Raw genomic sequence first — 26,341 nt, forward strand, 5'->3', positions numbered from 1 at the left:
TTATGGTGCTACGGTCAGGCAGTCTTCTCCCGTCTGCGCGAGACTGCCGCAAACCGTACGCGCCATCGATTCGTCCAGGCCCATCAGGCGCGCACGGAACAGTCGACCTGAACCGGTGGTGATTGGGAGCATCTGGGGATAGGCGGAGGCCAGGAGCGTCGGCATCCGGCGGGCCACGTCGGCAAGTGCCCGCCGGCCTGCATCGGGATCTCCGAAGGCTCCGATTTGAACGCCCCAGCCAGCGGTATTCGGCACTTCCGCCGCTGCGGCGCTGCTGCTCAGGCTGGCGGAGGTCGGGGCGAGATTGGCGGTCAGGGCGGCTATCTGGTCGCCATCAGACAATTCCTCGATGTTCGCGACCTCGATCCCGGTTTCCGGCTTGCGGGTCGGCAAGGCCGGCGCCCGACGTGAGGCTACCAGGGGGGCAGGCGTACGGGGCGTTGCGAAGCCCTGGTCCATCAGCTCGGCCATGTGTTCGTCGCGCCAGCCCGGCGTGTCACCGCCCATGACAATGGCGATCAGCCGGCGGCCGTCTCGTACCGCCGATGCGGCGAGGTTGAAGCCCGAAGCGCGGATATAGCCGGTCTTCAGGCCGTCCATCCCCTGGTAGATTTCCATCAGGCGATTATGGTTGGGGTGCTGGACGCCCTGATAGGTGAAATTGGCCCGGCTGAAATAGGGATAGAACTTCGGATAGTCGCGGATCAGCGCATTCGCCAGCGTCGCCAGATCGCGCGCGGTCGTCACCTGGTCGCTATCCGGAAGGCCGGACGGGTTGCGGAAGGTCGTCCGCATCATGCCGAGTCGCTTGGCTTTCTGATTCATCATCCTGGCGAATCTGGCTTCGGACCCGCCGATACCCTCCGCCAATACCATCGCCGCGTCATTGGCCGACTTGGTCACAAGCCCTAGAATGGCGTGCTCGACCCTGATCTTGCGCCCGGCCTTCAAGTTGAGCTTGGTGGGAGGCTGCGACGCCGCCTTGCGCGAAATCGTGAGATACTGCCCCAGCTTGATCCGCTTCTTCTGAAGCGCTTCGAAGGTCAGGTACAAGGTCATCATCTTGGTCAGGGATGCCGGATACTTGGGATCGTCGGCATTGGCCCGGTACAAGACCTCGCCATTGCCGGCATCGATCACGATCGACGCATATTTCGACTGAGCCGATGCTGGGGTGCCGCCGAGCGCGCACAAAGCCAGCACAAGCGCTACGGTCATGAACCGGACCAGAACGCGTGCCGGCCTGTACGATGATAAGTGCATGGCGGAACCCCCTCGCGCCCATAAGAGTTAACTTTCGATAGGATGGTAATTTCGTGGAGAATCAATGTCTACCACCCTTTCGTTAATCGGGTATATCGGCCGCCACCTGAGATAAACCCCGAACGGGTGAGGGAGCGACGCTCCGGAAGATTATCGGGAGATCGTCTCGTCTAGTGTGCGGCGCGGTGATATATTCTCTGGTATGCGCCTCTTGCCGATCGGATTAGCCGCTGCCTGGGTTTCCCTGCTGTCCGGTTGTGCCTCCCTGGGGCCGGCGGGAGAGGAGGACGCCCGTAAGCTGACATGGTTCAGCTACGTCAACGGCGAGGATCTCCGGGCAAAATGCTCCAGCGACGAGCCCGACCGCTATCGGCTGATCTACAATTCCAAAGCGAACGCGCAGCTTCGCACATATGAAGTAAGGGGCGCCGACGCGCGGGTGGGCGGCGAAGCCGGTGCCGAAGGCGGAGCGGGTGTCGGTGGGGCAGTTGTGGAGGCGCGGATCATACCGGCCGATGCTATTTGGCGGCACGATCCGGAAGACACGCTGGCCGCGGAGCAGTCCGCAAGCATGAGGCTCTATCTGTCGCCCGATCAGTTCGGAAAGCTGACGTCGAGGCTCGCCGAGAGCGGTGTCTTCGACGGGGCGTCCATGGAGCTTCATTCCAAGCGGGGCGGAGTCTTCTGGCTCGCCAGCGGCTGTCATGAAGGATCCTACTTCCTCACCGCGTTCTCGAACCCGTCGGACAGGTTCGAGAACATCGGCATGGACACCGATGGCATGGGTGCCGGCGGCGAACGCGCTGACTAATCGCTGTCGTCGCCCCGCACCACGGCCAGCGACGGCTGGGCATTGGGCATCAGCTTATCGATCCACGGACCGTCGGGCATCCGGGCAGCCAGATCGGTGATGTTCCGGTTCCACCACTGGCGCTGATCGACCAGATCATCGTAGTCGAACTGAGTCTGTCTCCAGGCGTTGTCGGAGTTGTTCATTACGACCATGTCGATCGGGAAGCCGACATCGGCCGAGCTGAACCGAGTCGAGTCGAACGAAAGATAAGCCAGCTTGAGCGCCGTCTGCATCGACGTGTCGTAACGCAGGGCACGGTCCAGGATGGGCTTGCCGTAAGCGGTGGCGCCGATGGACAGGTAGGGCGTGCGTTCGTCCACCTCGATCCAATTGCCTTCCGGGTAGACCAGGAACATCGTCGGCTCGCGATCGTCGGACAGCCGGCCGCCGATGATGGCGTGCAGGTTGAACGTCAGCTTGCTGGCTTCCAGCGCTTCCTTATCCTCTGCGGCTACCTGCCGCAGGCAGTGGGTGAACGCATTCACCGCGTCGAGCATGCTGGCGAAGCTCTCGGTCGGGCGCTTGGTCATGTCCCGGCGCAAATAGGCCAGCGTCTTGTCGCGGACGCTGCGCAGGCCGGAGTTCATGATGAAGAAGCGGTGAGCTCCCGATCCCATGATGGTGACCTTGCGCGCTGCCGATAGCTGCGAACCACTGGTGATCCGGCCATCCGACAAGCCGATCAGGCCGTCACGGATCTTGATGCCAAGGCAATAGGTCATATCGATAAAATCCAAAGGCGGGCGGGCAGGGGTATCCTGTCATGCCGGGCAGGCTGCCACAAGCGCGCTACCCAGCGTGTTCCGACAATCCGGCTTTTCGGTGAAAGGGGACTTAACGGGCCCGGCGGAACGGCGGCATCGAGCTCTGGACGACTTATTGTGCAGTGCACAAAAAACCATTGACCTCCGGTCCGAAATGCTTATAGTAAGGGCATTGCTGCACTGCAGCATAAGAGTTCAAGCCGCTGAATACCGATGCACTTCGCCGTGACCCTCCGCTGGAGTTGGTGCGGCGCCAAACCAGGAGAAGATCACATGGCCACGACCCCCAACTACGCGCAGTTCGTCTCCACCGCCAAGGATCAGGTCGAGAAGTCCACCTCGCAGTTCCTCAAGGGCTTCGAGAGCCTGAACGCGCTGACCAAGCAGAACCTCGACGCCTTCGTGAAGTCCAGCTCGATCCTCGCCAAGGGCTTCGAGGACATTAGCAAGAGCACCGTCGCCTATACCCAGAACACGCTGGAAAGCGGCGCTGCCGCCGGCAAGCAGGCGCTGGCCGTCAAGACCATCCGCGATCTGGTCGACCTCCAGTCCTCTTACGCCAAGAAGAGCTTCGACAGCGCCATCGCCGAGAGCACCAAGGTTTCCGAGCTGTCCGTCAAGGTCGCCAACGAGGCTTTCCAGCCGATCAGCGCCCAGATCAACGCGACCCTCGGCAAGCTGACCAAGCCGCTGGCGGCGTAATCACCCTTGTCGATCCGGCGGCGGGATAATCACCGCGCCGTCGATATTTTTGATCGGGACAGGCCCGGCGGTCCAAGACGACCGCCGGGCCTGTCTTTTTTTCCACCAAGGACATCCCGTTTATTGCGCGAAAAGGCGGGTGAGAGAGCGATCCGCTGAAATACGTCATAGCCGACACGCTTTGACGCAACACGCCTCTTCCAAGCGCGTCCGGAAATCTCATATGATTGTCGGAGGATGTCCATCGCGATGAATGCTAAATTTACCCATGGCCGACAACGACAAGCACGGGGACGAGGGGACCGTGACGGGAGTGGTCGTCAAGGCCAAGCCCCAGACGAAGAAACCCTCGATGTACAAAGTTCTGATGTTGAACGACGACTATACTCCGATGGAGTTCGTCGTTCTCGTGTTGGAGCGATTCTTCAACAAGAACCGCGAGGAAGCGACGCAGATCATGCTGCACGTGCATCGGCGTGGCGTCGGCATCTGCGGGGTCTTCACTTACGAGGTAGCCGAAACGAAGGTAACCCAGGTGATGGACTTTGCCCGCCAACACCAGCATCCTTTGCAATGCACTCTGGAGAAGGATTAGCCCGGCATGCTCTCGCGTAATCTCGAGCAATCCCTGCACCGAGCCCTAGCCTACGCCAACGAGCGCCGTCACGAATACGCCACGCTTGAGCACTTGCTGCTCGCGCTCACCGAGGATCAGGATGCCGTAGCGGTCCTGAGAGCCTGTGGCGTCAACCTCGACAAGTTGCGCTCCGAGCTCGGTGAATACCTCGACAACGAACTCTCCAACCTGATCACCAATCGTCCCGAAGACGCGAAGCCGACTGCCGGCTTCCAGCGGGTGCTCCAGCGGGCGGCGATCCACGTACAAAGTTCCGGTCGTGAAGAAGTGACTGGGGCCAATGTGCTTGTTGCGCTGTTTTCTGAACGCGAGAGCCATGCGGTCTATTACCTGCAAGAGCAGGAAATGACCAGGTTCGACGCGGTAAACTATATCTCTCACGGGATCGCGAAGGCGCCGGGCCGCAATGAAACAAAGCGGGTATCGGGAGCTGACGACGACGCTGCGGCGGAGAAGGTCGTGAAGAAAGGCACTGAGGCTCTCGAGGCATATTGTGTCAACCTTAACAAGAAGGCGGCCGGCGGGAAGATCGATCCGCTGATCGGCCGGGATCAAGAGGTGGAACGGACCATCCAGATCCTTTGCCGTCGCTCCAAGAACAACCCGCTCTACGTGGGTGATCCCGGTGTCGGCAAGACCGCCATCGCCGAGGGTTTGGCGCGCCGTATCGTTCATGGCGAAGTTCCTGACGTTCTGGAAAACGCGACCATCTTCTCGCTCGACATGGGTTCGCTGCTGGCCGGAACACGGTACCGCGGCGACTTCGAAGAGCGGCTGAAGGCTGTGCTCTCCGAGCTGGAGGCCATGGAAGGCTCCATCCTGTTCATCGACGAGATACACACCGTGATTGGTGCGGGTGCCACCTCGGGCGGTGCGATGGATGCGTCCAACCTGCTGAAGCCGGCGCTTGCCAGCGGTGCGCTCCGGTGCGTCGGATCGACGACCTACAAGGAATACCGGAACTACTTCGAGAAGGATCGGGCCCTGGTCCGGCGCTTCCAGAAGATCGACGTCGCCGAGCCGTCGATCGAGGATGCGGTCAAGATCCTGCGGGGCCTCAAGCCCTACTACGAGAAGTATCACCGGGTCCGCTACACGAACGAAGCGATCCGCTCCGCGGTGGAGTTGTCGGCCCGCTATATCGGCGACCGCAAGTTGCCCGACAAAGCGATCGACATCATCGACGAAGTCGGCGCCGCGCAGATGCTGGTTCCGGAGTCGCGCCGCAAGAAGACCATCCAGGTCAAGGACGTCGAGGCGGTGGTCGCCAAGATCGCCCGTATCCCGCCGAAGAGCGTTTCGCGCGATGATCGCGAAGTATTGCTGAACCTGGAACGCGATCTTCGCACCATGGTCTTTGGACAGAATAAGGCCATCGAAGCGCTTTCCTCCGCAATCAAGCTGGCCCGTGCCGGCCTGCGCGATCCGGAGAAGCCGATCGGCAACTACCTGTTCAGCGGCCCTACCGGCGTCGGCAAGACCGAGGCGGCGCGCCAGCTCAGCTTGACGCTGGGGATCGAGCTGATCCGCTTCGACATGTCCGAGTATATGGAGCGTCATACGGTATCGCGCCTGATCGGTGCGCCTCCGGGCTATGTCGGCTTCGATCAGGGTGGGCTTTTGACCGACGCCATCGATCAGCATCCGCATGCGGTGCTACTGCTCGACGAAATCGAAAAGGCGCATCCTGATCTGTTCAACATTCTGTTGCAGGTGATGGACCACGGCAAGCTGACGGACCACAACGGGAAGACGGTCGATTTCCGCAATGTGATCCTGATCATGACGACAAATGCAGGTGCGTCCGACATGGCGAAGCCGGCAATCGGGTTCGAGCGGGCGGCGCGAGTCGGAGAGGATACGGAGGCGATCAACCGGATGTTCACGCCGGAATTCCGTAACCGTCTCGACAGCATCATTCCCTTCTCGGCTTTGTCGCCCGAGGTCATCGGCCAGGTCGTCGACAAGTTCGTCATCCAGTTGGAAGCCCAGCTTACCGACCGGGGCGTGTCGATCGAATTGACCGACGAGGCTCGGGAGTGGCTTGGCAAGAAGGGCTACGATCCGCTTTACGGCGCCCGGCCGCTTGCCCGGGTGATCCAGGAGAACATCAAGAAACCTTTGGCCGAGGAACTGCTGTTCGGCAAGCTGGCGAAGGGCGGCAATGTCAAGGTGGCGGTCGCCGACGACAAGCTGACCTTCATCTACCCCGATCCGCCGCCGACGGATCACGAAGAGGAAAAAGTCCCCGAGATGGTGGACTGACGGCAAACTGACGATCCGGTGAAGATTGCGGCGGCGGGGCTCTTCGGAGCCCCGCCTTCGTTTTTGCCGCAGGGCAACAAACTGCCGCCGTGTTCACGTGACGCCACTCGCATCGCATGCTAATAGATTGGATCCCAGCTACTCGCCGGATGCTCCCCGTGGTTCAACGCACCTATAAGCGCAGTGAAGTCGAAGGCCTGCTACACGCATTGGAGCGACAGGCCAGGGAAGCGGCCAAGCTCGCGGTCGATGCCCAGAAGGAAGCTGCCAACAACAGCTTCATCGCCTACCGTCACTTCCGCGACAAGGTGGGCGAGTTCAAGGCGCTTTGCATCCTGATCGAAGGACGGTTGAAGCATATCGCCGACGGCAAGGCGGACGATCTGAAGAGCGAGTTCGAGCGGATGGACATCCTGATGCTCGGCCTGCTGATCAAGGCCAGCATGCGGTTCTTCTTCGTGCTCTCGGCCAATACGATCCTGCCGCTGGGAGCACGCGAAATCTTCATCGCGGAACTGCACAGCCTCTACGAGGCGCGCGAGAAATTGCGGCGGCCCGATTATCTGAACAGACTGAGCGCGGGACTTGCGGCCGACCTCGATACGGCAGAGGCCATCCTGGAAGAAATCATCGACAAGGCGCCTGGCCTGCTGAAGTTCGGGACCGGCTGACAATGGTGGATACGCTGCTGGAGGGAATTCGGGTACTCGACCTCAGCCAATATCTGCCAGGACCCTATGCCGGCCAGATGCTGGCCGATCTTGGCGCCGATGTCGTCAAGGTCGAACCGCCGGCGGGCGACCCGATGCGACGCCTTGGCGGAGTCGACAGCGACGGTCTGGCTCCAGGCTACAAGCTGGTGAATGCCGGAAAGACCGTCATCCTGCTCGATCTCAAGGGCGAGGAAGACCGGGCTGCGTTCGAGGTGATGGTCGAGCATGCCGATGTCCTGGTCGAGAGTTTTCGCCCTGGCACGCTGGACAAGCTCGGGTTTCCCTATTCCCGGCTGGAAGCGATAAATCCCGGAATGATCCACGTGGCTCTGTCCGGCTGGGGGCAGGGCGGTCCTTACCGCCTGCGCGCTGGCCACGATCTGAACTATATGGCGCTGGGCGGCGGTTTGGTGGCATCCGGCGCCGACGGGACGCCGGTCATGAGCTATCCGCCGGTGGCGGATCATTCCGCCGCCATACAGGCAGTCGCCGCGGTTTCGGCCGCCCTGTTCCGCCGGTCACGAACGGGCAGGGGCGCCTATCTGGACATCAGCCTTATGGAAACCGTGCTCGGCTGGCAATCCTGGCCGCTGACGATGGCCCGCCGCGGCCATCCTCCCCGTCCTGGGGAGGACATGCTGACGGGCGGAGCCGCGTATAACAGGATCTACCGGACTGCCGACGGCCGCTTTGTCAGCCTCGGGTCCATCGAGCAAAAGTTTTGGGCGACTTTCTGCACGACTATCGGCAAGCCCGAACTGATCGGCCGGCACTCGGATCCGATCCCACAGACCGGACTGATCGCCGAAGTGGCCGCAATCTTCGCGGCCGAAACGCTGGGTCATTGGGAGTCGCTGTTCGCGGGGGTGGACTGCTGTCTGGAAACCGTCGCGGAACTGGCCGATGTGCCTGATCACCCGCATATTGCTGCTCGCGGACAGGTGAAGGTCACCGGCGGTCCCGAGCCTATGGTGGAGACCTTCCTGGGCCTGCGGGTCGATGGAGCGCTGCCACGCGAGCGACCGCCTCTGGTTCACGGCGATGCAGAGTCGGTTCTATCCCGGTGGCGCGGCTGACCGTTATCCGTTCTCCTGACGGAAGGGACTGTCGTCCATCAAGGCATCGATATCCTGGGCGACGGCAACCCGCTCGCGCTTCAGGTAGTCTTCGACCGCCGATCGGAAGCCGGGGTCGCGAATCCAGTGGGCGCTATAGGTCGGAGTCGGCAGGTAGCCGCGCTGGATCTTGTGCTGACCCTGCGCACCGGCTTCGACCCTGCTCAACCCGCGCTCGATCGCGAAATCGATGGCGCGGTAGTAGCACGCTTCGAAATGTAGGTGCTTGTAGGTAGCGTTGCATCCCCAGTTGCGGCCATACAAGGTATCGGCACCGAGAAGGTTCAGGGCGCCCGCGACCCACTCGCCGTCGTCCTCGACCAGGATAAGCACGACCCGATCGGCCATGGTTTCACCCAGCAGGCGGAAGAACTTGCGGTTCAGGTATGCACTGCCCCACTTCCGGTCGCTGGTGTCCATGTAGAACTTGTAGAAGACGTCCCAATGCTCCTGGCGAAGATCGTCGCCGGTCAGCGTGTGGATCTTGACGCCGGTTTCAGCGACTTCGCGCCGTTCCTTGCGGATGCTCTTGCGCTTGCGGGAGTTCAGATCGCCAAGGAAATCGTCGAAGCTGCCATAGCCTCGGTTCTCCCAGTGATATTGCTGGCCGATTCGCTGGAGCCAGCCTGCTTCGCCCAAGGTCTCCCAATCCGCTTCGGTCGGAAAGGTGACGTGCACCGAGGAAACCTGATGCCTCAGCGCCAGTTGCTCGAGGGCGGCTATCAATGCCTGGGCCGCCCCTTCCGGCGCGCTCGGATGAAGCAGCAGGCGCGGGCCGGTTACCGGAGTGAACGGCACCGCTGCCTGAAGTTTCGGATAGTAGCTGCCGCCCGCCCGTTCGTACGCATTGGCCCATGCGTGATCGAACACGTATTCGCCGGAGGAATGGCTTTTCAGATAGAGCGGAACCGTTCCGATAATGCTGCCGTCGGGCGCTTCCAGCGCAAGATGCTGCGGCTGCCACCCGGTCGCGGCGCGGCAGGACCCGCTGTCTTCAAGCGCCTTAAGGAAGGCATGACTGAGGAATGGGTTTTCCTCGCCGGCACAGGCATCCCAGGCGGCGGCGTCAATCGCACCGATGCCCGGCATCACCTTGACCGTAACAGTATCTTTTCCGTCTGGCATGCCTACAGAATTAGAGTTTTTGCGGTGCGGCGCAAGACGATTACAAGAGTTCGAAAATCGCCTCGACCTCTACAGCCGAACCGAGCGGCAGGGAGGGGGCGCCGACCGCGAAACGAGCATGCTTGCCGTTGTCGCCGAAGACCTGGAGCATCAGTTCCGACGCACCGTTGATCACCTTGGGATGGTCGTTGAAGTCCGGACCGCAGTTGACGAATCCGCCCAGCTTCAGGCAACGCGCCACCTTGTCCAGATCGCCGCCGCACGCCGCCGCTGCCTGGGCCAGGATGTTCAGGGCACAGACGCGGGCGCAGGCATAACCATCCTCGACCGACAGGTCGGAGCCGACCTTGCCGGTATGGGACAGCGCGCCGTCGCGCATCGGGATCTGCCCGGAGATGAACAGCATCTTGCCGGAGATCGTGTACGGGACGTAGGCGCCGGCCGGTGCCGGCAGCTTCGGCAGGTCGATGCCAAGTTCCGCAAGACGCGCCGCAATGGTGCCCGCCATGTTCTTTCTCCCTTGTTGTTGCCTGTGGCAAATTGTCCGGATCGCCGCTCGCCGGCGCCGGAGGCCAAGACCATAGCCGGACACGCGGCGGCAAGCCAGAGCAGGGCCGCATGAGGGAGAAAAGGGGCCGTCAGGCTGCCAGCTTGTAGCCCTTGACGAGTTGGTCGAGGATCGTCGCAAGCCTGCTCAGTTCACCGGCTGCACTGGACGTTTCGGTCGCACCTGCCGCCGTGCTCTGCGCTATCTCGACCATGGTCAGCAAGGCGTCGTGGACCATATTCGCCTGATCTGCGGTCTGCCCGGTATCGGCTGCTACCGTCTTTGCCGAATCCGCCACCTGACTGACATTGCGCCCGATCTCGCTGGTAGTTGCCGTCTGCTGGGCGACCTCCGTCGCGATGGCGGCTGCTATCTCATCGATCCGCGCGATCACGCCGTGAATGGCTCCGATGGACCCGGAAACCCGCGTCATGGCGTCGGCGACTTGAGAAATGGAGGCGACGGAGCGACCGGTCTGCTCCTGGGTGGCGGTGATGCGCTGGGCGATGTTCTCGGCGGCACGAGCACTTTGGGTAGCCAAGTTCTTGACCTCGGTGGCGACCACGGCGAACCCCTTTCCGGCCTCGCCCGCGCGTGCCGCTTCGATCGTGGCATTCAGCGCCAGAAGGTTGGTCTGCTCCGCGATGTCCGAGATGACCTTGATCACTTCGCCGATTTCGGCGCTGTTGGCGGAAAGCTGGCGGATGTCCTCGACCGCCGATCCGATCGCCGCTTCGGCGCCTCCCAATGTGTCGCGTGCCTGCCCGGCGGCGGCGGACGCCTGATGGGCGACATCCGAACTGTTGGCGGCGTGGCGTGCCACCTCGCTGATCGAAGCGGTCATTTCCTCCGATGCCGCGGCTACGCTGTCGGCACTTTCCGCCAAGCGGCCTGCGATGCTGGACAGTTCGCCGACTGCCGCGACGACGCCGTTCATCGCGTGGCTGATATCGTCGGCGCGGTTGTTCATCGATTCCGCGTTTCGGCTCATCTCCTCGGACGAAGCCGTGAGTTCCACCGACGCCGCGGATACCGATCCGCTTGCCAGACCGACTTCACCGATGCTGCTGCGCAGGCTTTCCAGCAGATGGTTGAAGTCACGGGCCATTTCGGCAACCTCGTCGCCCGTGGAAATGCTGACGGTCTGAGAAAGGTCGCCTCTCCGTGCGGCGGCGATGGATCGTTGCATGACCGGAATCGGCCTTACGATCGCGCGGCCAAGTAGGATGGCGACGGTTCCGAGCAACAGGACGACTAGAAGACACGCGCCACCCAGTTGAAGGGCGGTTACGACGAAGGCCTTGTTGACGTCATCGATATAGATGCCGGAGCCGATGACCCAGCCCCATGATTCATGGCGTTTGGCAAAAGCGATCTTGGGCTGCGGCGCGGTATCCTTGCCCTTGGGCCAGACATACCGAACGGTCACGCCGTTTCCGGCAACCGCTCCCTCCAGCATCTTCGCGACGAAGGCAACGCCATTCTGGTCCTTGACGGCTTTGAGGTTCTTGCCGACCAGGCGGGGGTCGGCGCCATGCGCCACGACGGTTCCGGCCGGGTCCAGAACGAAGAAATACTCACCGTCCGCGTAGCGAAGCGAGGACAGCGCTGCCAATGCCGCCTTCTGGGCCGCATCGTCGGAAGAAGCACCGTCGCGGGCCGCCTGGGCATAGTGATCGACCAGGGTCATGGCGGTCTCGATCAGGTGCTGCGTCTGCCCCTGGCGTTCGGAAAACATTTGGGACCGCAGCGTCATCAGCGATATGCTGGCGACGACAATCAGGCCGGCCAGACCGGCGGCTACGATCAGCATGATCTTGTATTTTATCTTCAAAGTGCCGATCACTTTCGCCTCCCGGCAGAATTATTTACTTACTCCCCAGTAGGAACAGTCTCAGTAGGTTTTGCGAATTAATCGTTAATTTGCGGCATCTCGCGGCGGTTGGACACACCAGTCACCCTGCTAAAGTTTCTTGCGACTGATTCTCAAAACGTGTATTTCAATAATGCGAGTGATTATCAATTTCATGGAGACGGCCGTGTCGAACCAGATGCTCAGTGCCTCCACCTCTCTCCATCGCGACCAGGAAGCGGCTTTGGACCTGGATCACGCCGAACATGACGATGCCGAAACGCTGACCTTGTGGGCCTTCCGGCGCTGGGTCATGGGGCTCAGGTACAAGGCTCCCGAGCAATGGGAAACCGTTCTGCGCGGGTTGCGTCGGCGCTGCGGCGAGGCGGCGGGGCACGATGCGGCCGTGGCCATGGCGGAACTGGTCGATTGCTTGCGCAGAACGGCCCGCCGCACCGTCACTCATCACCAACTCTGCTGCGCCGAACTTGGCGACGACGAAGCTACCCTGCTCGTACTCCTGGCGGCCTGCCAGCGCGGTCATTCCGCGCTGGCCGAAGCGGCAGCCCAGGCATTGTCCGGGACTTCCCGCAATGAAGAACTGACGTTGGCAGCCACACGCTTCGCCGACGCTTTCTCCCAGCGGGGTTTGATGCTGCCCTACCGCGATTTGGCGTTGGACTTGGCCTTTGCCGCCGGTCCCGGTTCCGCGGCTTCAGTCCACTGAACCGCCGACCCGACTGAACTGCCAGCTTGGTCCGCGCTACGCCAGCCCCGTCGTCTGACGCGGCCGGCAGCGGTGCGGCACTTCACCATACTGCGAAATTGAAACCGCACGCGCTTCAAGCGAGGTCCGGCTGACTCCCGGGGAAACGCGGGTCGGAAGGGTCCGTCGGCCGTCCGGGTATCTCGCCCGGTATGATGCCTGTTTGCTCCTCGTCCGGACCTACGTCCGGTGTCTCCGCCGGTTCCGGCACCGGCGGAGCTTTAGGCGAATCCGCTAGATTTTCCGCACTGGCGCTGCCCGCGGATAGTTCGAAAAGCCGATCTTCCATTTCTCACCTCCTGTTCCTATTTTACAACAGTGGCGTGACCTTCTGGTTGCGGCGCCGGTGCTCTCGACATCGCGAAAACCTTCGGCCGAGTCGCTCGAAAAGCATGAGCGGTAGACGCTATGGCGATCTGATGGGAGTGCCGAATGGAGCGGAACGAGTACAGCTTGGGTGTGTTTGATAAACCACAGCGCATGGGAAGATACTGATTCAGGCTTCGATAGTCGCAGAAGCCTTGCTGCGTTGATGAGGACCCCCGGAAAACCAGGGAGAGCGCGCAAGTTCGCCACGTACAGGCGGTTCAGTGTCGTTACGGAATGCGTCGACATTCCACCTGATGAAAATGCCGATGTAACTTCCACACTTGCTCAGACTCCACAGGTGCCCGAAACTCCTTGTTAACTAACTGCCACTTAACGTAACGATTAACCATCATGGTGTCTGAAAGGGTGACGGCTTGACGCAACGAACCGCAGACCATCACAGCTCCAGCCGGACCTCACGGTCCGACCGCCGCACTGAAGGTTTGCCGTCACGGCCTCGGTCCCCGCTACCCGACAGGCACCAAGAATGGCGTCGTGCAAGCAATAAAATCGCGCCCAAAAGCCGCAGTGCGGTATACTCCGTTTTGCCATCGAATTGTCAAACTGTACGGCAAGCATACGGGTATGATTTGGGCAGTGTGGCTGACATATCCTTTTCCAACGAATCCGGCTTCGGCCAACGCTGGCAATTTACGTACGGCGTCATAAATCTCTTTGAGACTAAGCTTATCGATTCGATGAACATGAACCGCCCATGCTCTAGGCTAAATCGTTATGAAGCCGGAATGTCAGCGTGCCGGCCAAGTAGCGATATAGAAAAGGACAGCCTTAAAGTTCGGCGGGGAGGAGTGACTGCTTTCGTTGCCTGCGGCAGCCCTGGCGGAAAAATTTACCGATGAAGCCAGTCGAGCGCTGTAGGACCAATGGAGACCCTTTGAAAGAGGAGTGACCGATGTTCCCGGCCGACGACCTGTTCTCCCGTTACTCGCAAAACTATGAGGGTCGCAAAGAAGTAGAGATGACCCTCTTCGAGTACCTCGAAGCGTGCAAGAATGATCCTCTGATCTATGCCACGGCCGCCGAGCGACTTTTGGCCGCCATCGGTGAAGCGGAGGTTGTGGATACGGCGAAAGACCCGCGTCTTGGCCGCATCTTCATGAACCGCACGATCAAGGTATATCCCGCTTTCAACGAATTCTACGGCATGGAAGAGACGATCGAGCGGATCGTCGGGTTCTTCCGGCATGCGGCCCAGGGTCTGGAAGAGCGTAAACAGATCCTGTATCTGCTGGGACCGGTCGGAGGCGGCAAGTCGTCGCTCGCCGAGCGTCTCAAGTCGTTGATGGAACGGCAGCCGATCTATGCGCTCAAGGCCGGCAAGGATGTCAGCCCGCTGTTCGAGAGCCCGCTCGGGCTGTTCGATCCCGAACAGATGGGTCCGGTGCTCGAAGACAAGTTCGGTATCCCGCGCCGCCGCCTGACCGGCTTGATGAGCCCCTGGGCGGTCAAGCGTCTCGACGAATTCGGCGGCGACATCTCCAAGTTCCGCGTCGTACGCCTGATGCCGTCGAAGCTGCGTCAAGTCGGCGTGTCGAAGACGGAGCCCGGCGACGAGAACAACCAGGATATCTCAAGCCTTGTCGGCAAGGTCGATATCCGCAAGCTCGAGATGTTCAGCCAGAACGATCCCGACGCCTACAGCTTCTCCGGCGGCCTGAACCGGGCGACCCAGGGTATCCTGGAATTCGTCGAAATGTTCAAAGCGCCGATCAAGATGCTGCATCCGTTGCTGACGGCGACCCAGGAAGGCAACTATGTCGGCACCGAGAACATCGGCGCCATGCCATTCCAGGGCGTGATCCTGGCCCACTCCAACGAAGCGGAGTGGCAGACCTTCAAGAACAACAAGAACAACGAAGCTTTCATCGACCGCATCTGTGTCATCAAGGTGCCGTATTGCCTGCGGGTCACCGAAGAACAGAGCATCTATCATAAGCTGATCCAGGGCAGCGACCTTGCGAACTCGCCCTGTGCGCCCGCTACTCTTCAGATGATGGCCCGATTCTCCGTCCTGTCCCGTCTGCGGGAACACGAGAACTCCGGCATCTATTCGAAGATGCGGATCTACGACGGCGAGACCCTGAAGGAAACGGACCCCAAGGCCCGCTCCATGCAGGAATACCGCGACGCCGCCGGCGTCGACGAAGGCATGGAAGGCATCTCGACCCGTTTCGCCTTCAAGGTCTTGGCCGCCACCTTCAATTATGACAATACGGAGATATCGGCGGACCCTGTCCACCTGATGTACATGCTTGAGCAGTCGATCAAGCGTGAACAGTTCCCCGAAGACACGGAAAAGCGTTATCTTGAGTTCATCAAGGGTGAACTGGCTCCCCGCTATGCCGAGTTCATCGGAAACGAGATCCAGAAGGCTTATCTGGAGTCGTATCACGATTACGGACAGAACATGTTCGACCGGTATGTCGATTATGCAGATGCCTGGATCGAGGATCAGGACTTCAAAGACCCCGATACCGGCCAGCTGATGAACCGCGACCTGTTGAACCAGGAACTGACGAAGATCGAGAAGCCTGCGGGTATCGCCAATCCCAAGGACTTCCGCAACGAAGTGGTGAAATTCGCCCTTCGTGCCCGGGCCAACAACGCCGGCCGCAACCCGCCATGGACTTCCTACGAGAAGATCCGCGAGGTGATCGAGCGGCGCATGTTCAGTCAGGTCGAAGACCTGCTGCCGGTCATCAGCTTCGGCAGCAAGAAAGACAGTGATACCGAGAAGAAGCACTCCGACTTCGTCGAACGCATGACCTCGCGTGGATACACCGAACGTCAGGTTCGCCGGCTGGTCGAGTGGTACATGAGAGTGAAGCAGGCCGGCTGACGGAAGGGAATATCGCTGACATGAACATCATTGACCGGCGCCTCAATCCCAAGGGCAAAAGCCTGGCAAACCGCCAGCGCTTCCTGCGCCGCGCCAAGGAGCAGATCGTCAAGGCGGTGCGTGACAGCTCGGGCAAGCGCAACATCCAGGATATCGAGAACGGCGACAAGATCTCGATATCCACGGGTGGCGTGCGGGAACCTTCGTTCCACCGCTCGGCCTCGGGCGGCCTGCGCGAGCATGTGGTGCCGGGCAACAAGGAGTTCGTCGAAGGCGATACCATTCCCAGGCCGGATGGTGGAGGCGGACGGGGCGGCTCGGAAGGCGCCCCGGACGGAGAAGGCGAGGATGACTTCCGGTTCGTCCTGAGCCGGGAGGAATTCCTCGACATCTTCATGGAAGACCTTGAGCTGCCGGATCTCGTGAAGCAGAAGATCAAGCAGACCGAGAGCTTTTCGCTTCATCGGGCAGGCTACAGTTCCAGCGGTTCGCCCAGCAACCTCAATCTGGTGCGCACGATGCGCAACAGCCTGTCGCGCCGCATCGCTCTCCGCCGGCCCAAGCCGGAGGAGATCGAGAGGCTTGAGCAGGAGATTTCGGACCTCGAGGCCAACGGCACCGACGACGACCGGCTGCTGGAACTTCGCGGCGAACTGGACCGCCAGATGCGGCGGAGCCGGCTGATCCCCTACCTCGACCCGGTCGACGTACGCTACAACCGGTTCGAACGCGTTCCTAGGCCGGTGGCCCAGGCGGTCATGTTCTGCCTGATGGACGTTTCCGGTTCGATGACCGAGCATATGAAGGACCTCGCGAAGCGGTTCTTCATCCTGCTCTTCCTGTTCCTCAAGCGGCGTTACCGCCACGTCGACATCGTCTTCATCCGGCACACCCACGAAGCCAAGGAAGTGGACGAGGAGACGTTCTTCTACAGTGCGGAAACCGGCGGCACCGTCGTTTCCACGGCGCTGGAGGAGATGAAGCGGATCATCGCCGACCGGTATCCCGAAGGCGACTGGAACATCTACGCGGCGCAGGCTTCGGACGGCGACAACATGTCCAACGACAATGCCAAGTCGGCGGCGTTGCTGGAGAACGTTATCCTGCCAATGTGCCAATACTTCGCTTATATTGAAGTAAGCCAGGATTACGAAGGCGGACTTGGCGGCGCGCTGGGGGCGACGCTCGGCCGGGAGACGGACCTGTGGCGGACCTACAAGCTGGTGGCGAAACCGGGAGCGCCGATCGCCATGCGGAAGGTCCGGACGCGTAGGGAAATCTTCCCCGTGTTCCGGGAGCTGTTTTCCCGCGAAACTGCGACGACGTAAAACGGCGCCAGCGTAAAACGGCTCCAGTGTAAAATGGCGGTAGTATAGACGGTCGCTCCAATGAGACGGTCACGTGACGGATAGTCTCCGAGGATTGCCAGAGGAACGGTAGATGTCCATGCAGATGCTCGACAGCCCTAACCAGTTGATCTACGAAGGCGCCGATTGGGATTACGATAAGATCAAGCGCGCCTACGACGCGATCGAGCGGATCGCGTTCGACGAGATGGGACTGGATATCTATCCGAACCAGATCGAGGTGATCACGGCCGAGCAGATGCTGGACGCCTACTCGTCCATCGGCATGCCGCTGATGTACAAGCACTGGTCGTTCGGCAAGCATTTCGCGCAGGACGAGACCATGTACCGCAAGGGGCTGCGCGGTCTGGCCTATGAAATCGTGATCAACTCAAGTCCCTGCATCAGCTACATCATGGAAGAGAATTCCATGACGATGCAGACGCTGGTGATCGCGCACGCGGCATTCGGCCACAATCATTTCTTCAAGAATAACAATCTCTTCCGCCAGTGGACCGACGCCAAGGGTATCCTGGACTATCTGGAGTTCGCCAAGACCTTCATCCTCAAATGCGAGGAGCGCTACGGTCATCAGGCGGTCGAGCGCACGCTGGACGCCGCCCATGCGCTGATGAGCCATGGCGTCCACCGCTATCCGCGCAAGCAGCCGCTCGACCTTCGGGAAGAGCAGAAGCGTGAGGACGAGCGGCAGGAATATAACCGCAAGATGTACAACGACCTTTGGCGCACGGTTCCGACAAAGCCCGGCGTCAAGGAAGCCGTTTCGGCGGTCGAGAACCGCAAGGCGCTGCTGGCGCTGCCCGAGGAGAACATCCTCTATTTCCTGGAGAAGAAGGCGCCGCGCCTGCATCAGTGGCAGCGTGAAATCCTGCGCATCGTCCGCCGCGTTGCCCAGTACTTCTATCCGCAGAAGCAGACCAAGCTGATGAACGAAGGGTGTGCCACATACACCCACTACTACATCATGAACCGTCTGCATCAGAAGGGACTGATGAGCGACGGTGCGTACCTGGAGTTCCTTCACTCCCATACCAGCGTCGTCTTCCAGCCGAATTTCGACGATCCTCGCTTCAGCGGGATCAACCCCTATGCCATCGGCTTTGCGATGATGGAGGATATCGAACGTATCGCCACCAAGCCGACCGACGAGGACCGCCAGTGGTTCCCCGATTTCGCCGGCAACGGCGATGCCATGGGGACGTTGCGGGAGGCCTGGGCCAATTTCCGCGACGAGAGCTTCGTTCTCCAGTACCTGAGCCCGCACCTGATGCGCAAGATGCGGATGTTCGAGGTCCGCAACGACGCCTCCGAGCCGGAAATGATGGTGGAGGCGATCCATAACGAGCGTGGTTACCGGAAGCTCCGCAAGGCGCTTGCCCGTCAGTACGACATCGGGTATCTCGAGCCGGACATCCAGATCGTGGATGTGGACTTGGCGGGCGACCGCAAGCTCATCCTTCAGCACCGGGTCATCAACCGGGTCCTGCTGGACGAGAGCGACGCTCGCGCCGTCCTGCGGCATATTGCCAACCTTTGGGGCTACGAGGTCATGCTGGTCGAGGTCGATGCGACCACCGACGCGGTCCTGAAGGAACACACCGTTTCCGCCAGTTCGCTTCTATTGAGTTGAGGTGATGGGCGGACGTCTTGCGCTGGGAGCAGGCATGCTGCTTGGTCTTGCCTACGATAGTAACCGACGCGCCGCCCAAGCCGAACTGGACAACCCACCGATCGGCAGGATGATCGACCTGTCCGACGGTTCCAGGCTTCACTATGTCGAGCGCGGCTCCGGTCCGCCCGTCCTGCTGATCCACGGCGCCTTGATGCAGGCCGAAGACATGGCGATGTCCCTGCTTGGCCCGTTATCGGCAAATTATCGCACGATCGTCATCGACAGGCCGGGGCACGGATACAGCACGCGTCCCGCTCAGTTCGTATCGACCACTTCCGCGTCGATGGCCGGGCAAGCCCGGATGATCCACGAGGCCATGGGCTTGCTCGGCGTCGAGAAGCCGATCATCGTCGGCCACTCCCTCGGCGGAACCGTTGCGCTGGCTTATGCCGTCCAATTCCCTGAACATGTCGGCGGCATCGTATCGCTAGCCGGCTACTGCTTCCCGACACCCCGTTTTGATCTGATGCCGATCATGTTGAACGGCGTTCCCATGGTCGGGCCGATCAGCGCGCATACGATGTCGGCGGACTTCGGGCGGATGTACCTGTCGGCGATGATCGACCGGATCTTCTCGCCCGATCCCGTCCCGGACTATTTCCAGGAGCGCTTTCCCGGTGGCATGCTGCTGCGGCCTAAACAACTTTGCTCGAATGGCGAGGATTTCTCCGCCATGGTCGCAGGTGCCGCCTCCATGTACCACCGCTATCCTCAGATCCAAGTCCCTGTTGCAATCTTGTCGGGATCCGAAGACAGGATCGTCTGGCCGCAATACCATGCGAAGCCTTTGCACAAGATCGTAAGAGGATCGACGCTGGAACTACTGCCCGGGGTGGGGCACATGCTGCATCATGCCCGGACCGATGCGGTTGTCGCTGCCATCCACCGGATAGCCGAGCGGATAGATGAGCGGGTCGGGAAGCTGGGTCTTACCGGTTGAGCCGCTTCGGCCAGCCCCGCATTCACTGGCCGAAGCTTTCCTGACATCAGCGATAAGGTCTAGACGCCACTGCCCTTCTGGTTCTCTGCCTCGGCTTCCGCCGCTTGGCTGCCGAACTGGTCGGCGTCGGTACCTTCCGTGCTTCCGGTGGAAACTCCTCGCAGGGCGTCGGCTGCTTCGGTCAGGTTGTTCGGCACGGTGTCGCCGTCGGCGCCGGAATCCAGCTGGGTGCCGCTCTGGTCCGGGTTGCCGCCAAGCTCGCGAACTGCCTGATCCCAATGGTCCTGTTCTCTGCCTTCAGGCTGGCCTTCCTGTTGCCAAAGCTCATAAGCCCGCTGTTTGATGCGCTCTAGGTCCATCGTGCTTTCCTAGGTCGGAGGGGTGGGTGGGATGGGGTCAAACACATCCCGCGGATTGCTTTAAGTCAACAGGAGTCCCCGATATTCATCCCTGGCGGATCGACACAAATCGCCGGGCAAAGATCGCACTGGATCGAGACCAGGGTTTGGGAGGATGATCGGGTCGGAGTTGTTCGGCCAATGGGGAGGGAAAATCAATGAAGCCCGTCAAGAAGCGCCGCTCCGGCATCGATCCGTTGTTTTTGATCCTAGGCGGTGCCCTGCTGCTGATGGTGATCCTGCTCAGCCTTAGCCGGTAAGTCGTCACCGTTCATGGTCGCGGTGTATGATTGCGAGCACAGTTTGTCGCATCGCAAGAAGTTGAGGCGAGGCATAGAGTCTGCTGTGGCACGGTAAAAACAAGGACTGCCCACTCAGGGGTCCGACGCTGCCGGATCGTCCTGTCACGGACAGGAAGGAGATTTTCCATGGCATCTTCTCTCATCACGACCATCAACGAAGAACACCGCACGATCGCCAAGCTGCTTCATTTGATCGACCGCCAGGTGATGCTGTTCGCGGAGTCGGTTTCGCCCGATCTCGACCTGCTGCACTTGATCATGGAGTACACCCAGAGCTTCCCCGACCTTTACCATCACCCCAAGGAAGATGCGATCTTCGTCAAGCTGAAGGAGCGCGAACCGGCGATGGCGAGTCAGATCGACACCCTGCTCGAAGATCACCGCAACATGCACCAGATCAGCAGCAAGTTCGCCAATCTGGTCGAGCAATTGATCGGCGACGCGACCATGCCACGCGAAGTCTTCATCAAGGCTGCGGTCGACTATGTCGATTTCCAGCGCAATCACATGATGCGGGAGGTCGGAGACGTGCTTCCCGCAGCGATGCGAGTCCTGTCGGCGGCGGACTGGGCGGAACTGGAGGCGAACGCCGAGGAAGGCCACGATCCGCTGGAAGGTGGCAAAGAGCATTTCCAGAGACTTTCGGCATTGCTCCTGAGCGAAGCCTGACGCGGAGCTAGCGCTGCGGAGTAGGGGGGGGGCGATACAAACCTACTCCGCAGCCTTCGGGAAACATATATACAGGGCGCATTATTTGTTGCCGAGGGCACGGAGAGCGCCATGCATCTGACCACCTATACGGACTACTCGCTGCGGGTGCTGATCTATCTCGGGGTCAGGAGCGATGAGCTGGTCACTATCAGGCAGATTTCCGATCATTACGGCATCTCGAACAACCATCTCCTGAAGGTCGTTCACCAGCTTGGGCTTCAGGGATTTATCGAAACCGTCCGGGGACGGAATGGTGGGCTTCGCCTAGCGCGTCCAGCCTCTCAGATCGTGATCGGCGATGTCGTACGGAAAATGGAGCAGGACATGGCCCTGGTCCACTGTTTCGCTTCCAATGGGGCTGCCGAACGCGGAACCGATTGCAAGATCGTAAGCGCCTGCGTACTGAAAGGTGTGTTGAACAAGGCTTTGCTGGCATTCCTGGAGGTGCTGGACCAGCATACGCTGGCGGAACTGGTGGTGCCCAAGGCCAAGCTGGCCGAGCTTCTGATGGCTGAACCCGAGTGAGCTCCATAGTGACTTATAGTCGCGGACCGACAAAGACCAAAGAATTTTCTTGAAGATAATGTTTCCGCATCGTTAGTTCTAGGAAGACGAGGCTATTGGAAAGCCTTGGCTGTGCGTGAGAAATCATAGGATTCGTTCGAATGAATATTCGAGTAATCCGCTATGCCAAGCGCTTCAGGAACTACGATAATGAATTTCATGTTGAGAATCGGACTGCTGGCTGGCGTTGTTCTAGCCAGCGTAGCCTGTCAGTCTACTGAGGAAGCTTATTTCTCCGGGCGGGACGGACCTGTGGATTGTGCGAACTTCCGCATACAAAGTTCTCGTAGCGATCTGAAGCCAGCTGGCGAAAAAAGTTGCTGGATGTCGACGACCAACACTGTCGAGCATGTCGCGACCGGATATGGACGGGCATTCGAGAGTAGCAGCAATCGCATGGCCACCATGCTCTATCTTGCCGGCGCCAAGACGATGATGGGCCATAGAGAGCCTCAATCTCTACTTGGCGACTTCGATATGATCAAGAATGAAGCTGAAGCATGGGAGACGTTGCCAAGCGTCAGGGTGAACGATAAGACGTACAAGCTGATGAGGTTTTCGTTAGAAAAACGAAAATTTTCCTGTATCGGGTTCGTCAATTATGGTGACTCGATTGCCCACGGATACAGAAGCATCAATTTTGGGTTTTCCTGCATGCCCTCTCAGACTGGGATCATGCCTGAAGCTGCAATCCTGAAGGACTTGGAAGCGCTGCACGTCCGGATCTGATCTGCTCATCGGGTGACAGTATCCGGACGCGCGCTTGCTTCGTTCCAGTCAGCCTTCCGCTACCAAGCCGCGGGCGGGACCCTGCTTCTGCCGGTCGCGGTCGCCGGCTTGCGGCTGGCGGCTAAGATCGCGCAACCGCCGCTCGGCCGCAGCGATGCTCTCGTTGTTGCGGCGGGCATCGGCGTCGATCGCTTCGAGCAGGGACCGCAGCATGGCGCGTAGCCGGTCGTTCTCGTTGACCAGCCGGCTATTGTCCGTAGCAAGCTTGCTCATGGACACGCGCGCCATGCTGAGTTCGGCGACCTGACGCTCCAGCGTGCTGGAAAACGTCTCGATCTGGGATAGCAGGCCTTCGCCGCTGGATTTGGACACTTCGAGGCGGGCGAGGGTGGCCTGGTATTCATCGAACAAGGAGTCCTCCCGCGCACTGCTGTTTTCCGGAGCCTTTCGGGGTTCTTCCGCCGTGACGGCGACCAGTGCCCGTGCCGGGAGTGAGTCCGGTTCGTCGTCGCTGAGCTGCCCGATCAGGTTGGCGATAGCCTGGAGGTCGTCCGTCATCGTCGTCTCGCCGGCATGGAAGGACGGGGCGCCGCCGGATGCTGCGGCGCGATCGCGTGGTGTGCCTCTGAGCGCCGCCGGGGTTGGCGGCGCCAGAGGCTGTGAGAGAGACTGCGCGATTGCGGGCAACTGTTTGGTTTCCGCATCCGACTGCGGCTGGGGCAATTGGTCCACCTTGCCCCGTACCAGGAAGTTCAATGACATCGGCAAAGCTCCGCACGATTCGGGCCTGTGATGTCATGGTTATCGTTTGTTAAGCTTAATAAGTCGTGAACTACCCCCTCGACCTGCGCCAGAAGTACAGAGCCAGCGGCACTATCCAGATCGCCAGCGTTATGATCCCAAGGCCCGCAGCCAGCGGCCTTTCGAAGAAGCCCAGGAAGCTGCCGTCCGACTTGATCATCGACGTGACGAAGTTTTCCTCCAGCAGCGGCCCCAGGACGATCCCCAGGATAGTTGGGGCTATCGGAAAGCCGTTCTCCTCCATGATGAAGCCAAGCAAGCCGAAGGCGAGCATGACGCTGATGCCAAAGGCGGAGTTGTTGATGGCGAACGAGCCAACGATGCAGAACAGCAGGATCGTCGGCATCAGCACGTTGCGGGGTACCCGCATCAGCAGCCTCGCCGACTTGATCGCTGCCCAGCCGGCGGGCACCATGAAGATGTTCGCCAGGATGAAGATCAGGAAGACGGCGTAGATATCCTGCGGGTTGTTGATGAAGATCGTCGGTCCAGGATTCATGCCTTTCAGGTACAGCACGCCGATGACGATGGCGGTGATGCTGTCGCCGGGGATGCCGAACACCAGCGCCGGGACCCAGGCGCCGCCAAGTGCTGCGTTGTTGCTCGACGTGCTCTCGATGATGCCTTCGACATGGCCGGTGCCGAACTTCTCCGGCGTCTTGGAGAACCGCTTGCTGACGGCGTAGCTGACCCAGGCCGCGATGTCGGCCCCGGCGCCGGGCAGGGCGCCGATCGCGGTGCCCAGCACATTGCCGCGAAGCGACTGGCGCCAGTACTGCTTGAACAGCCTGCCCCAGCCGGTGAACAGGTTGCCGGCCGGCGCCTGGACGTTGCTGGTGTCGGCCGACATTCCAAGGACGTAGCGGAAGATCTCCGACACCGCGAACAGGCCGATCATCGCCGCGATGAAGTCGATCCCGCCCATCAGATCGACATTGCCGAAGGTGAAGCGCGGCACGCCTGCCGGGTTGTTCAGCCCGATGGTCGCGACCAGAAGGCCGATCATCAGGCTGACCAGCCCCTTGATCGTCGAACCCGATCCGACCACGGTGGCGCAGGTCAAACCGAGGCAGGCCAGCCAGAAGTATTCGAACGAGCTGAACTGGAGCGCCACCTCGGCCAGCGAGGGCGCCGCCACGATCAGGACGGCCGTGCCGAACAACCCGCCCAGGGCGGAGAACAGCAGGTTGGCCCCCAGCGCCAGTTCCCCCTGACCCTTGCGGGTCATGGCGTAGGCTTCATCGGTATAGGCGGCGGATGCCGGAGTGCCGGGAATGCGCAGCAGGGTTCCGGGAATGTCGCCCGCGAAGATCGCCATCGCCGAGCAGGTGACGATGGCGCCGATGGCGGCTACCGGCGACATGAAGAAGGTGATCGGCACTAGGAGCGCCGTCGCCATGGTGGCGGTCAGGCCAGGAACGGAGCCGACGAACAGGCCGAACAGGGCGGCCAGGACGATGGTGACCAGCACGTCGAGCTGGAAGACCAACTGGGCTGCAAGAAGAATCGCATCCATGGCGTCACCAAGCCCAGGGCGTTAGGACGCCCCATGGCAGCGGCACCCGCAAAAGGCTGTAAAATCCGTAATGCACAGCCATCGTGATGCCCGCCGCCAGGACCGGAATCTGCAAGGGTTTGACACCCAGAACGCCGAACAGGATGACAAGTGCTATGAACGCCGTCGGGATGAATCCCAACGGCGTCGAGGCCAGTATATAGAAGATCACCAGCGCTATCGTGATCGCCAGCGTGCGCAGGTGATGGCCGGAGCGCGCCCACGGCGCCAGCGAGACGGCCCCTGTCTCGGCCCATTGCCTCATGCCGCCCGCGATGAGGACGACCGAACAGAGTCCCAACGCTATCGAGATCCAGGTCGGGAATACGGATGCACCGTACTCCTGACCCGGTATGGCTGGAAAGGTCCGGGCATACACCCCGACCGCGAGGGAGAAGGCCAGAAGGACCGCTCCCAGGATCGCGTCGTTGATCCGCATTGCAGCTGCCGCCCTTACTGCCGGGCGATCCCGACCGCCTTCATCACCTTGCCCAGGCTGTCGTTGCTCTCGGACATGAAAGTGCCGAACTGCTCGCCGGACGCGTAGACCATCCCGAAGCCACGCTGGTTCATGAAATCCTTGAACTCGGCGCTGTCATAGACCTGCTTCAACGCCGAAGTCAGCTTCTGGGCGATGTCGTCGGGCAGGCCCTTGGGTGCTACCACGCCGCGCCACGCGGCCATGGTCCAGTCGATGCCGGTCTGTTCCTTCAGCGTCGGGATGTTCGGGAACAGCGGGTGGCGCTTTTCCGCCATGATGGCGAGGCTCTTGACCCGCCCCGCATCGATCAGCGACCGCGCTTCCGGGATGGAGCAGGGCGCTATCTGGACGCCGCCGGCGACAAGGTCCTGAAGACCGGGCGCCGCTCCCTGGCTGGGCACCCAGGCGACTGCCTGCGGAGCGATGTCGGCATCCTGAAGCATACCGGCCAGCGCCAGATGCCAGATACCGCCCTGACCGGTGCCGGAAGCCTTCATGGTGCCCGGCTTGGCGCGGATCGCCTCCAGCAGGTCCTTGGCCGAGTTGTACGGGCTGTCCTGGGCGACCTGAAGCCCAGCCGGGTCCTCGTTCATCAACGCCAGCGGCGTGTAGTCGGCATAGGTGAGCTGGGTCAGCCCCTGCCAATGCATCATGCCGATCTCGACGGTCGCGAGACCCAGCGTATAGCCGTCGGGCGCCGAACTGGCGATGGCCTGATGGCCCACCACGCCGCTGCCGCCGGTCCGGTTGACGACGTTGATCGGCTGCCCAAGCGTCCGTTCCAGCAGGCTGCTGACGATACGCGCCGTGGCGTCGGTGCCGCCGCCGGCGCCCCACGGGACGATCATCGTGATCGGACGCTCGGGATATGCCGCCAAAGCCGGAGCTTGTCCCATCGCCAGCAATCCGCCGACGGCGGTCAGGGCCAGCGCGCAGGTGCGGACGAATGTTCTTCTTTTCATGGTTCCCTCCCAGTGTTTTTCAGTGCTT

The 26,341-nt window shown here is 60.8% G+C and carries 24 protein-coding genes; 14 read left to right on the forward strand and 10 right to left on the reverse strand.

Annotated elements, in window-relative coordinates; genetic code table 11:
- Entirely contained in the window at window positions 1-1,263 is a 1,263-nt protein-coding gene (locus N826_RS12770; protein ID WP_052831139.1) for a D-alanyl-D-alanine carboxypeptidase family protein, read from the reverse strand.
- Window positions 1,264-1,474: 211 nt separating this feature from the next.
- Here N826_RS12770 and N826_RS12775 point away from each other — a divergent pair, with 211 nt between their 5' ends.
- Window positions 1,475-2,074 carry a hypothetical protein gene (locus N826_RS12775; RefSeq protein WP_147040485.1) on the forward strand — a complete coding sequence of 200 codons (600 nt, stop codon included), beginning with the start codon at window positions 1,475-1,477 and terminating at the stop codon, window positions 2,072-2,074.
- Here N826_RS12775 and N826_RS12780 read toward each other — a convergent pair.
- Window positions 2,071-2,838 (reverse strand): proteasome-type protease, encoded by a 768-nt coding sequence (locus tag N826_RS12780; RefSeq protein ID WP_044429242.1) that lies wholly within the window; start codon window positions 2,836-2,838, stop codon window positions 2,071-2,073. The two genes, N826_RS12775 and N826_RS12780, sit on opposite strands and share 4 nt — an antisense overlap.
- Window positions 2,839-3,153: 315 nt before the next feature.
- On the opposite strand from N826_RS12780, the gene N826_RS12785 reads away from it, so the two are divergent.
- The 5 genes from N826_RS12785 to N826_RS12805 all read left to right on the forward strand — a co-directional run bounded on the left by N826_RS12785 (window position 3,154) and on the right by N826_RS12805 (window position 8,273).
- Window positions 3,154-3,582 carry a phasin family protein gene (locus N826_RS12785; RefSeq protein WP_044429245.1) on the forward strand — a complete coding sequence of 143 codons (429 nt, stop codon included), beginning with the start codon at window positions 3,154-3,156 and terminating at the stop codon, window positions 3,580-3,582.
- Between the two features lie 268 nt (window positions 3,583-3,850).
- On the forward strand, window positions 3,851-4,177 hold the full coding sequence (gene clpS, locus N826_RS12790) for an ATP-dependent Clp protease adapter ClpS (RefSeq protein WP_044429246.1): 327 nt from the start codon (window positions 3,851-3,853) through the stop codon (window positions 4,175-4,177).
- Window positions 4,178-4,183: 6 nt separating this feature from the next.
- Window positions 4,184-6,484, forward strand: a complete 2,301-nt coding sequence (gene clpA / locus N826_RS12795) for an ATP-dependent Clp protease ATP-binding subunit ClpA (RefSeq protein WP_044429248.1) — start codon at window positions 4,184-4,186, stop codon at window positions 6,482-6,484.
- 158 nt (window positions 6,485-6,642) lie between these two features.
- Entirely contained in the window at window positions 6,643-7,155 is a 513-nt protein-coding gene (locus tag N826_RS12800; RefSeq protein ID WP_052831177.1) for a hypothetical protein, read from the forward strand.
- 2 nt (window positions 7,156-7,157) lie between these two features.
- A complete protein-coding gene (locus N826_RS12805) occupies window positions 7,158-8,273 on the forward strand; it encodes a CaiB/BaiF CoA transferase family protein (protein ID WP_044429252.1) in 1,116 nt (371 codons plus the stop codon).
- Between the two features lie 3 nt (window positions 8,274-8,276).
- On the opposite strand, the gene N826_RS12810 is transcribed toward N826_RS12805, so the two are convergent.
- The 3 genes from N826_RS12810 to N826_RS12820 all read right to left on the reverse strand — a co-directional run bounded on the left by N826_RS12810 (window position 8,277) and on the right by N826_RS12820 (window position 11,830).
- Entirely contained in the window at window positions 8,277-9,437 is a 1,161-nt protein-coding gene (locus N826_RS12810; protein WP_044429254.1) for a GNAT family N-acetyltransferase, read from the reverse strand.
- 40 nt (window positions 9,438-9,477) lie between these two features.
- A complete protein-coding gene (locus N826_RS12815; RefSeq protein WP_044429255.1) occupies window positions 9,478-9,945 on the reverse strand; it encodes a RidA family protein in 468 nt (155 codons plus the stop codon).
- A gap of 130 nt (window positions 9,946-10,075) precedes the next feature.
- Window positions 10,076-11,830: a methyl-accepting chemotaxis protein gene (locus N826_RS12820; protein ID WP_044429257.1), complete on the reverse strand. Its 1,755-nt coding sequence runs from the start codon at window positions 11,828-11,830 to the stop codon at window positions 10,076-10,078.
- Between the two features lie 193 nt (window positions 11,831-12,023).
- Here N826_RS12820 and N826_RS12825 point away from each other — a divergent pair, with 193 nt between their 5' ends.
- From N826_RS12825 to N826_RS12845, 5 genes are all read left to right on the forward strand, one after another.
- Complete coding sequence (locus tag N826_RS12825; protein ID WP_147040483.1) at window positions 12,024-12,563, forward strand: hypothetical protein; 540 nt, start codon at window positions 12,024-12,026, stop codon at window positions 12,561-12,563.
- 1,321 nt (window positions 12,564-13,884) lie between these two features.
- Window positions 13,885-15,831 carry a PrkA family serine protein kinase gene (locus N826_RS12830; RefSeq protein WP_044429263.1) on the forward strand — a complete coding sequence of 649 codons (1,947 nt, stop codon included), beginning with the start codon at window positions 13,885-13,887 and terminating at the stop codon, window positions 15,829-15,831.
- Between the two features lie 20 nt (window positions 15,832-15,851).
- Window positions 15,852-17,159: a YeaH/YhbH family protein gene (locus N826_RS12835; protein ID WP_044429265.1), complete on the forward strand. Its 1,308-nt coding sequence runs from the start codon at window positions 15,852-15,854 to the stop codon at window positions 17,157-17,159.
- Window positions 17,160-17,271: 112 nt separating this feature from the next.
- Complete coding sequence (locus N826_RS12840) at window positions 17,272-18,828, forward strand: SpoVR family protein (RefSeq protein WP_147040481.1); 1,557 nt, start codon at window positions 17,272-17,274, stop codon at window positions 18,826-18,828.
- Between the two features lie 4 nt (window positions 18,829-18,832).
- Window positions 18,833-19,810 (forward strand): alpha/beta fold hydrolase, encoded by a 978-nt coding sequence (locus N826_RS12845; protein ID WP_052831143.1) that lies wholly within the window; start codon window positions 18,833-18,835, stop codon window positions 19,808-19,810.
- 59 nt (window positions 19,811-19,869) lie between these two features.
- Here the strand turns inward: N826_RS12845 and N826_RS12850 are convergent, their stop codons facing one another.
- Window positions 19,870-20,169 (reverse strand): DUF2934 domain-containing protein, encoded by a 300-nt coding sequence (locus N826_RS12850; protein WP_044429267.1) that lies wholly within the window; start codon window positions 20,167-20,169, stop codon window positions 19,870-19,872.
- A gap of 467 nt (window positions 20,170-20,636) precedes the next feature.
- Between N826_RS12850 and N826_RS12855 the strand changes: the two genes are divergently transcribed.
- The 3 genes from N826_RS12855 to N826_RS43010 all read left to right on the forward strand — a co-directional run bounded on the left by N826_RS12855 (window position 20,637) and on the right by N826_RS43010 (window position 22,514).
- Window positions 20,637-21,179 carry a hemerythrin domain-containing protein gene (locus N826_RS12855; RefSeq protein ID WP_044429270.1) on the forward strand — a complete coding sequence of 181 codons (543 nt, stop codon included), beginning with the start codon at window positions 20,637-20,639 and terminating at the stop codon, window positions 21,177-21,179.
- 111 nt (window positions 21,180-21,290) lie between these two features.
- A complete protein-coding gene (locus N826_RS12860; RefSeq protein ID WP_044429271.1) occupies window positions 21,291-21,746 on the forward strand; it encodes an Rrf2 family transcriptional regulator in 456 nt (151 codons plus the stop codon).
- A gap of 189 nt (window positions 21,747-21,935) precedes the next feature.
- Window positions 21,936-22,514, forward strand: a complete 579-nt coding sequence (locus N826_RS43010) for a hypothetical protein (RefSeq protein WP_147040479.1) — start codon at window positions 21,936-21,938, stop codon at window positions 22,512-22,514.
- A gap of 48 nt (window positions 22,515-22,562) precedes the next feature.
- On the opposite strand, the gene N826_RS12870 is transcribed toward N826_RS43010, so the two are convergent.
- The 4 genes from N826_RS12870 to N826_RS12885 all read right to left on the reverse strand — a co-directional run bounded on the left by N826_RS12870 (window position 22,563) and on the right by N826_RS12885 (window position 26,313).
- A complete protein-coding gene (locus N826_RS12870; RefSeq protein ID WP_044429274.1) occupies window positions 22,563-23,276 on the reverse strand; it encodes a hypothetical protein in 714 nt (237 codons plus the stop codon).
- A 70-nt stretch (window positions 23,277-23,346) separates the two neighbouring features.
- Window positions 23,347-24,831 (reverse strand): tripartite tricarboxylate transporter permease, encoded by a 1,485-nt coding sequence (locus N826_RS12875; protein ID WP_044429276.1) that lies wholly within the window; start codon window positions 24,829-24,831, stop codon window positions 23,347-23,349.
- 4 nt (window positions 24,832-24,835) lie between these two features.
- The gene (locus tag N826_RS12880; protein WP_044429278.1) at window positions 24,836-25,309 is read right to left on the reverse strand and encodes a tripartite tricarboxylate transporter TctB family protein; all 474 of its coding nucleotides are present in this window, start codon (window positions 25,307-25,309) and stop codon (window positions 24,836-24,838) included.
- A gap of 14 nt (window positions 25,310-25,323) precedes the next feature.
- A complete protein-coding gene (locus tag N826_RS12885; RefSeq protein WP_044429279.1) occupies window positions 25,324-26,313 on the reverse strand; it encodes a tripartite tricarboxylate transporter substrate binding protein in 990 nt (329 codons plus the stop codon).
- Between the last annotated feature and the right edge of the window lie 28 nt (window positions 26,314-26,341).

Source organism: Skermanella aerolata KACC 11604 (genome assembly GCF_000936425.1).
Classification (GTDB): Bacteria; Pseudomonadota; Alphaproteobacteria; order Azospirillales; family Azospirillaceae; genus Skermanella; species Skermanella aerolata.

Bases quoted from the DNA above. Each gene is read 5' to 3' on its own strand.
- N826_RS12770 (WP_052831139.1), bottom strand. From the start codon at position 1,263: ATGCACTTATCATCGTACAGGCCGGCACGCGTTCTGGTCCGGTTCATG.
- N826_RS12780 (WP_044429242.1), bottom strand. From the start codon at position 2,838: ATGACCTATTGCCTTGGCATCAAGATCCGTGACGGCCTGATCGGCTTG.
- N826_RS12785 (WP_044429245.1), top strand. From the start codon at position 3,154: ATGGCCACGACCCCCAACTACGCGCAGTTCGTCTCCACCGCCAAGGAT.
- clpS (WP_044429246.1), top strand. From the start codon at position 3,851: ATGGCCGACAACGACAAGCACGGGGACGAGGGGACCGTGACGGGAGTG.
- clpA (WP_044429248.1), top strand. From the start codon at position 4,184: ATGCTCTCGCGTAATCTCGAGCAATCCCTGCACCGAGCCCTAGCCTAC.
- N826_RS12805 (WP_044429252.1), top strand. From the start codon at position 7,158: ATGGTGGATACGCTGCTGGAGGGAATTCGGGTACTCGACCTCAGCCAA.
- N826_RS12810 (WP_044429254.1), bottom strand. From the start codon at position 9,437: ATGCCAGACGGAAAAGATACTGTTACGGTCAAGGTGATGCCGGGCATC.
- N826_RS12815 (WP_044429255.1), bottom strand. From the start codon at position 9,945: ATGGCGGGCACCATTGCGGCGCGTCTTGCGGAACTTGGCATCGACCTG.
- N826_RS12830 (WP_044429263.1), top strand. From the start codon at position 13,885: ATGTTCCCGGCCGACGACCTGTTCTCCCGTTACTCGCAAAACTATGAG.
- N826_RS12835 (WP_044429265.1), top strand. From the start codon at position 15,852: ATGAACATCATTGACCGGCGCCTCAATCCCAAGGGCAAAAGCCTGGCA.
- N826_RS12840 (WP_147040481.1), top strand. From the start codon at position 17,272: ATGTCCATGCAGATGCTCGACAGCCCTAACCAGTTGATCTACGAAGGC.
- N826_RS12845 (WP_052831143.1), top strand. From the start codon at position 18,833: ATGGGCGGACGTCTTGCGCTGGGAGCAGGCATGCTGCTTGGTCTTGCC.
- N826_RS12850 (WP_044429267.1), bottom strand. From the start codon at position 20,169: ATGGACCTAGAGCGCATCAAACAGCGGGCTTATGAGCTTTGGCAACAG.
- N826_RS12855 (WP_044429270.1), top strand. From the start codon at position 20,637: ATGGCATCTTCTCTCATCACGACCATCAACGAAGAACACCGCACGATC.
- N826_RS12860 (WP_044429271.1), top strand. From the start codon at position 21,291: ATGCATCTGACCACCTATACGGACTACTCGCTGCGGGTGCTGATCTAT.
- N826_RS43010 (WP_147040479.1), top strand. From the start codon at position 21,936: ATGAATTTCATGTTGAGAATCGGACTGCTGGCTGGCGTTGTTCTAGCC.
- N826_RS12870 (WP_044429274.1), bottom strand. From the start codon at position 23,276: ATGTCATTGAACTTCCTGGTACGGGGCAAGGTGGACCAATTGCCCCAG.
- N826_RS12875 (WP_044429276.1), bottom strand. From the start codon at position 24,831: ATGGATGCGATTCTTCTTGCAGCCCAGTTGGTCTTCCAGCTCGACGTG.
- N826_RS12880 (WP_044429278.1), bottom strand. From the start codon at position 25,309: ATGCGGATCAACGACGCGATCCTGGGAGCGGTCCTTCTGGCCTTCTCC.
- N826_RS12885 (WP_044429279.1), bottom strand. From the start codon at position 26,313: ATGAAAAGAAGAACATTCGTCCGCACCTGCGCGCTGGCCCTGACCGCC.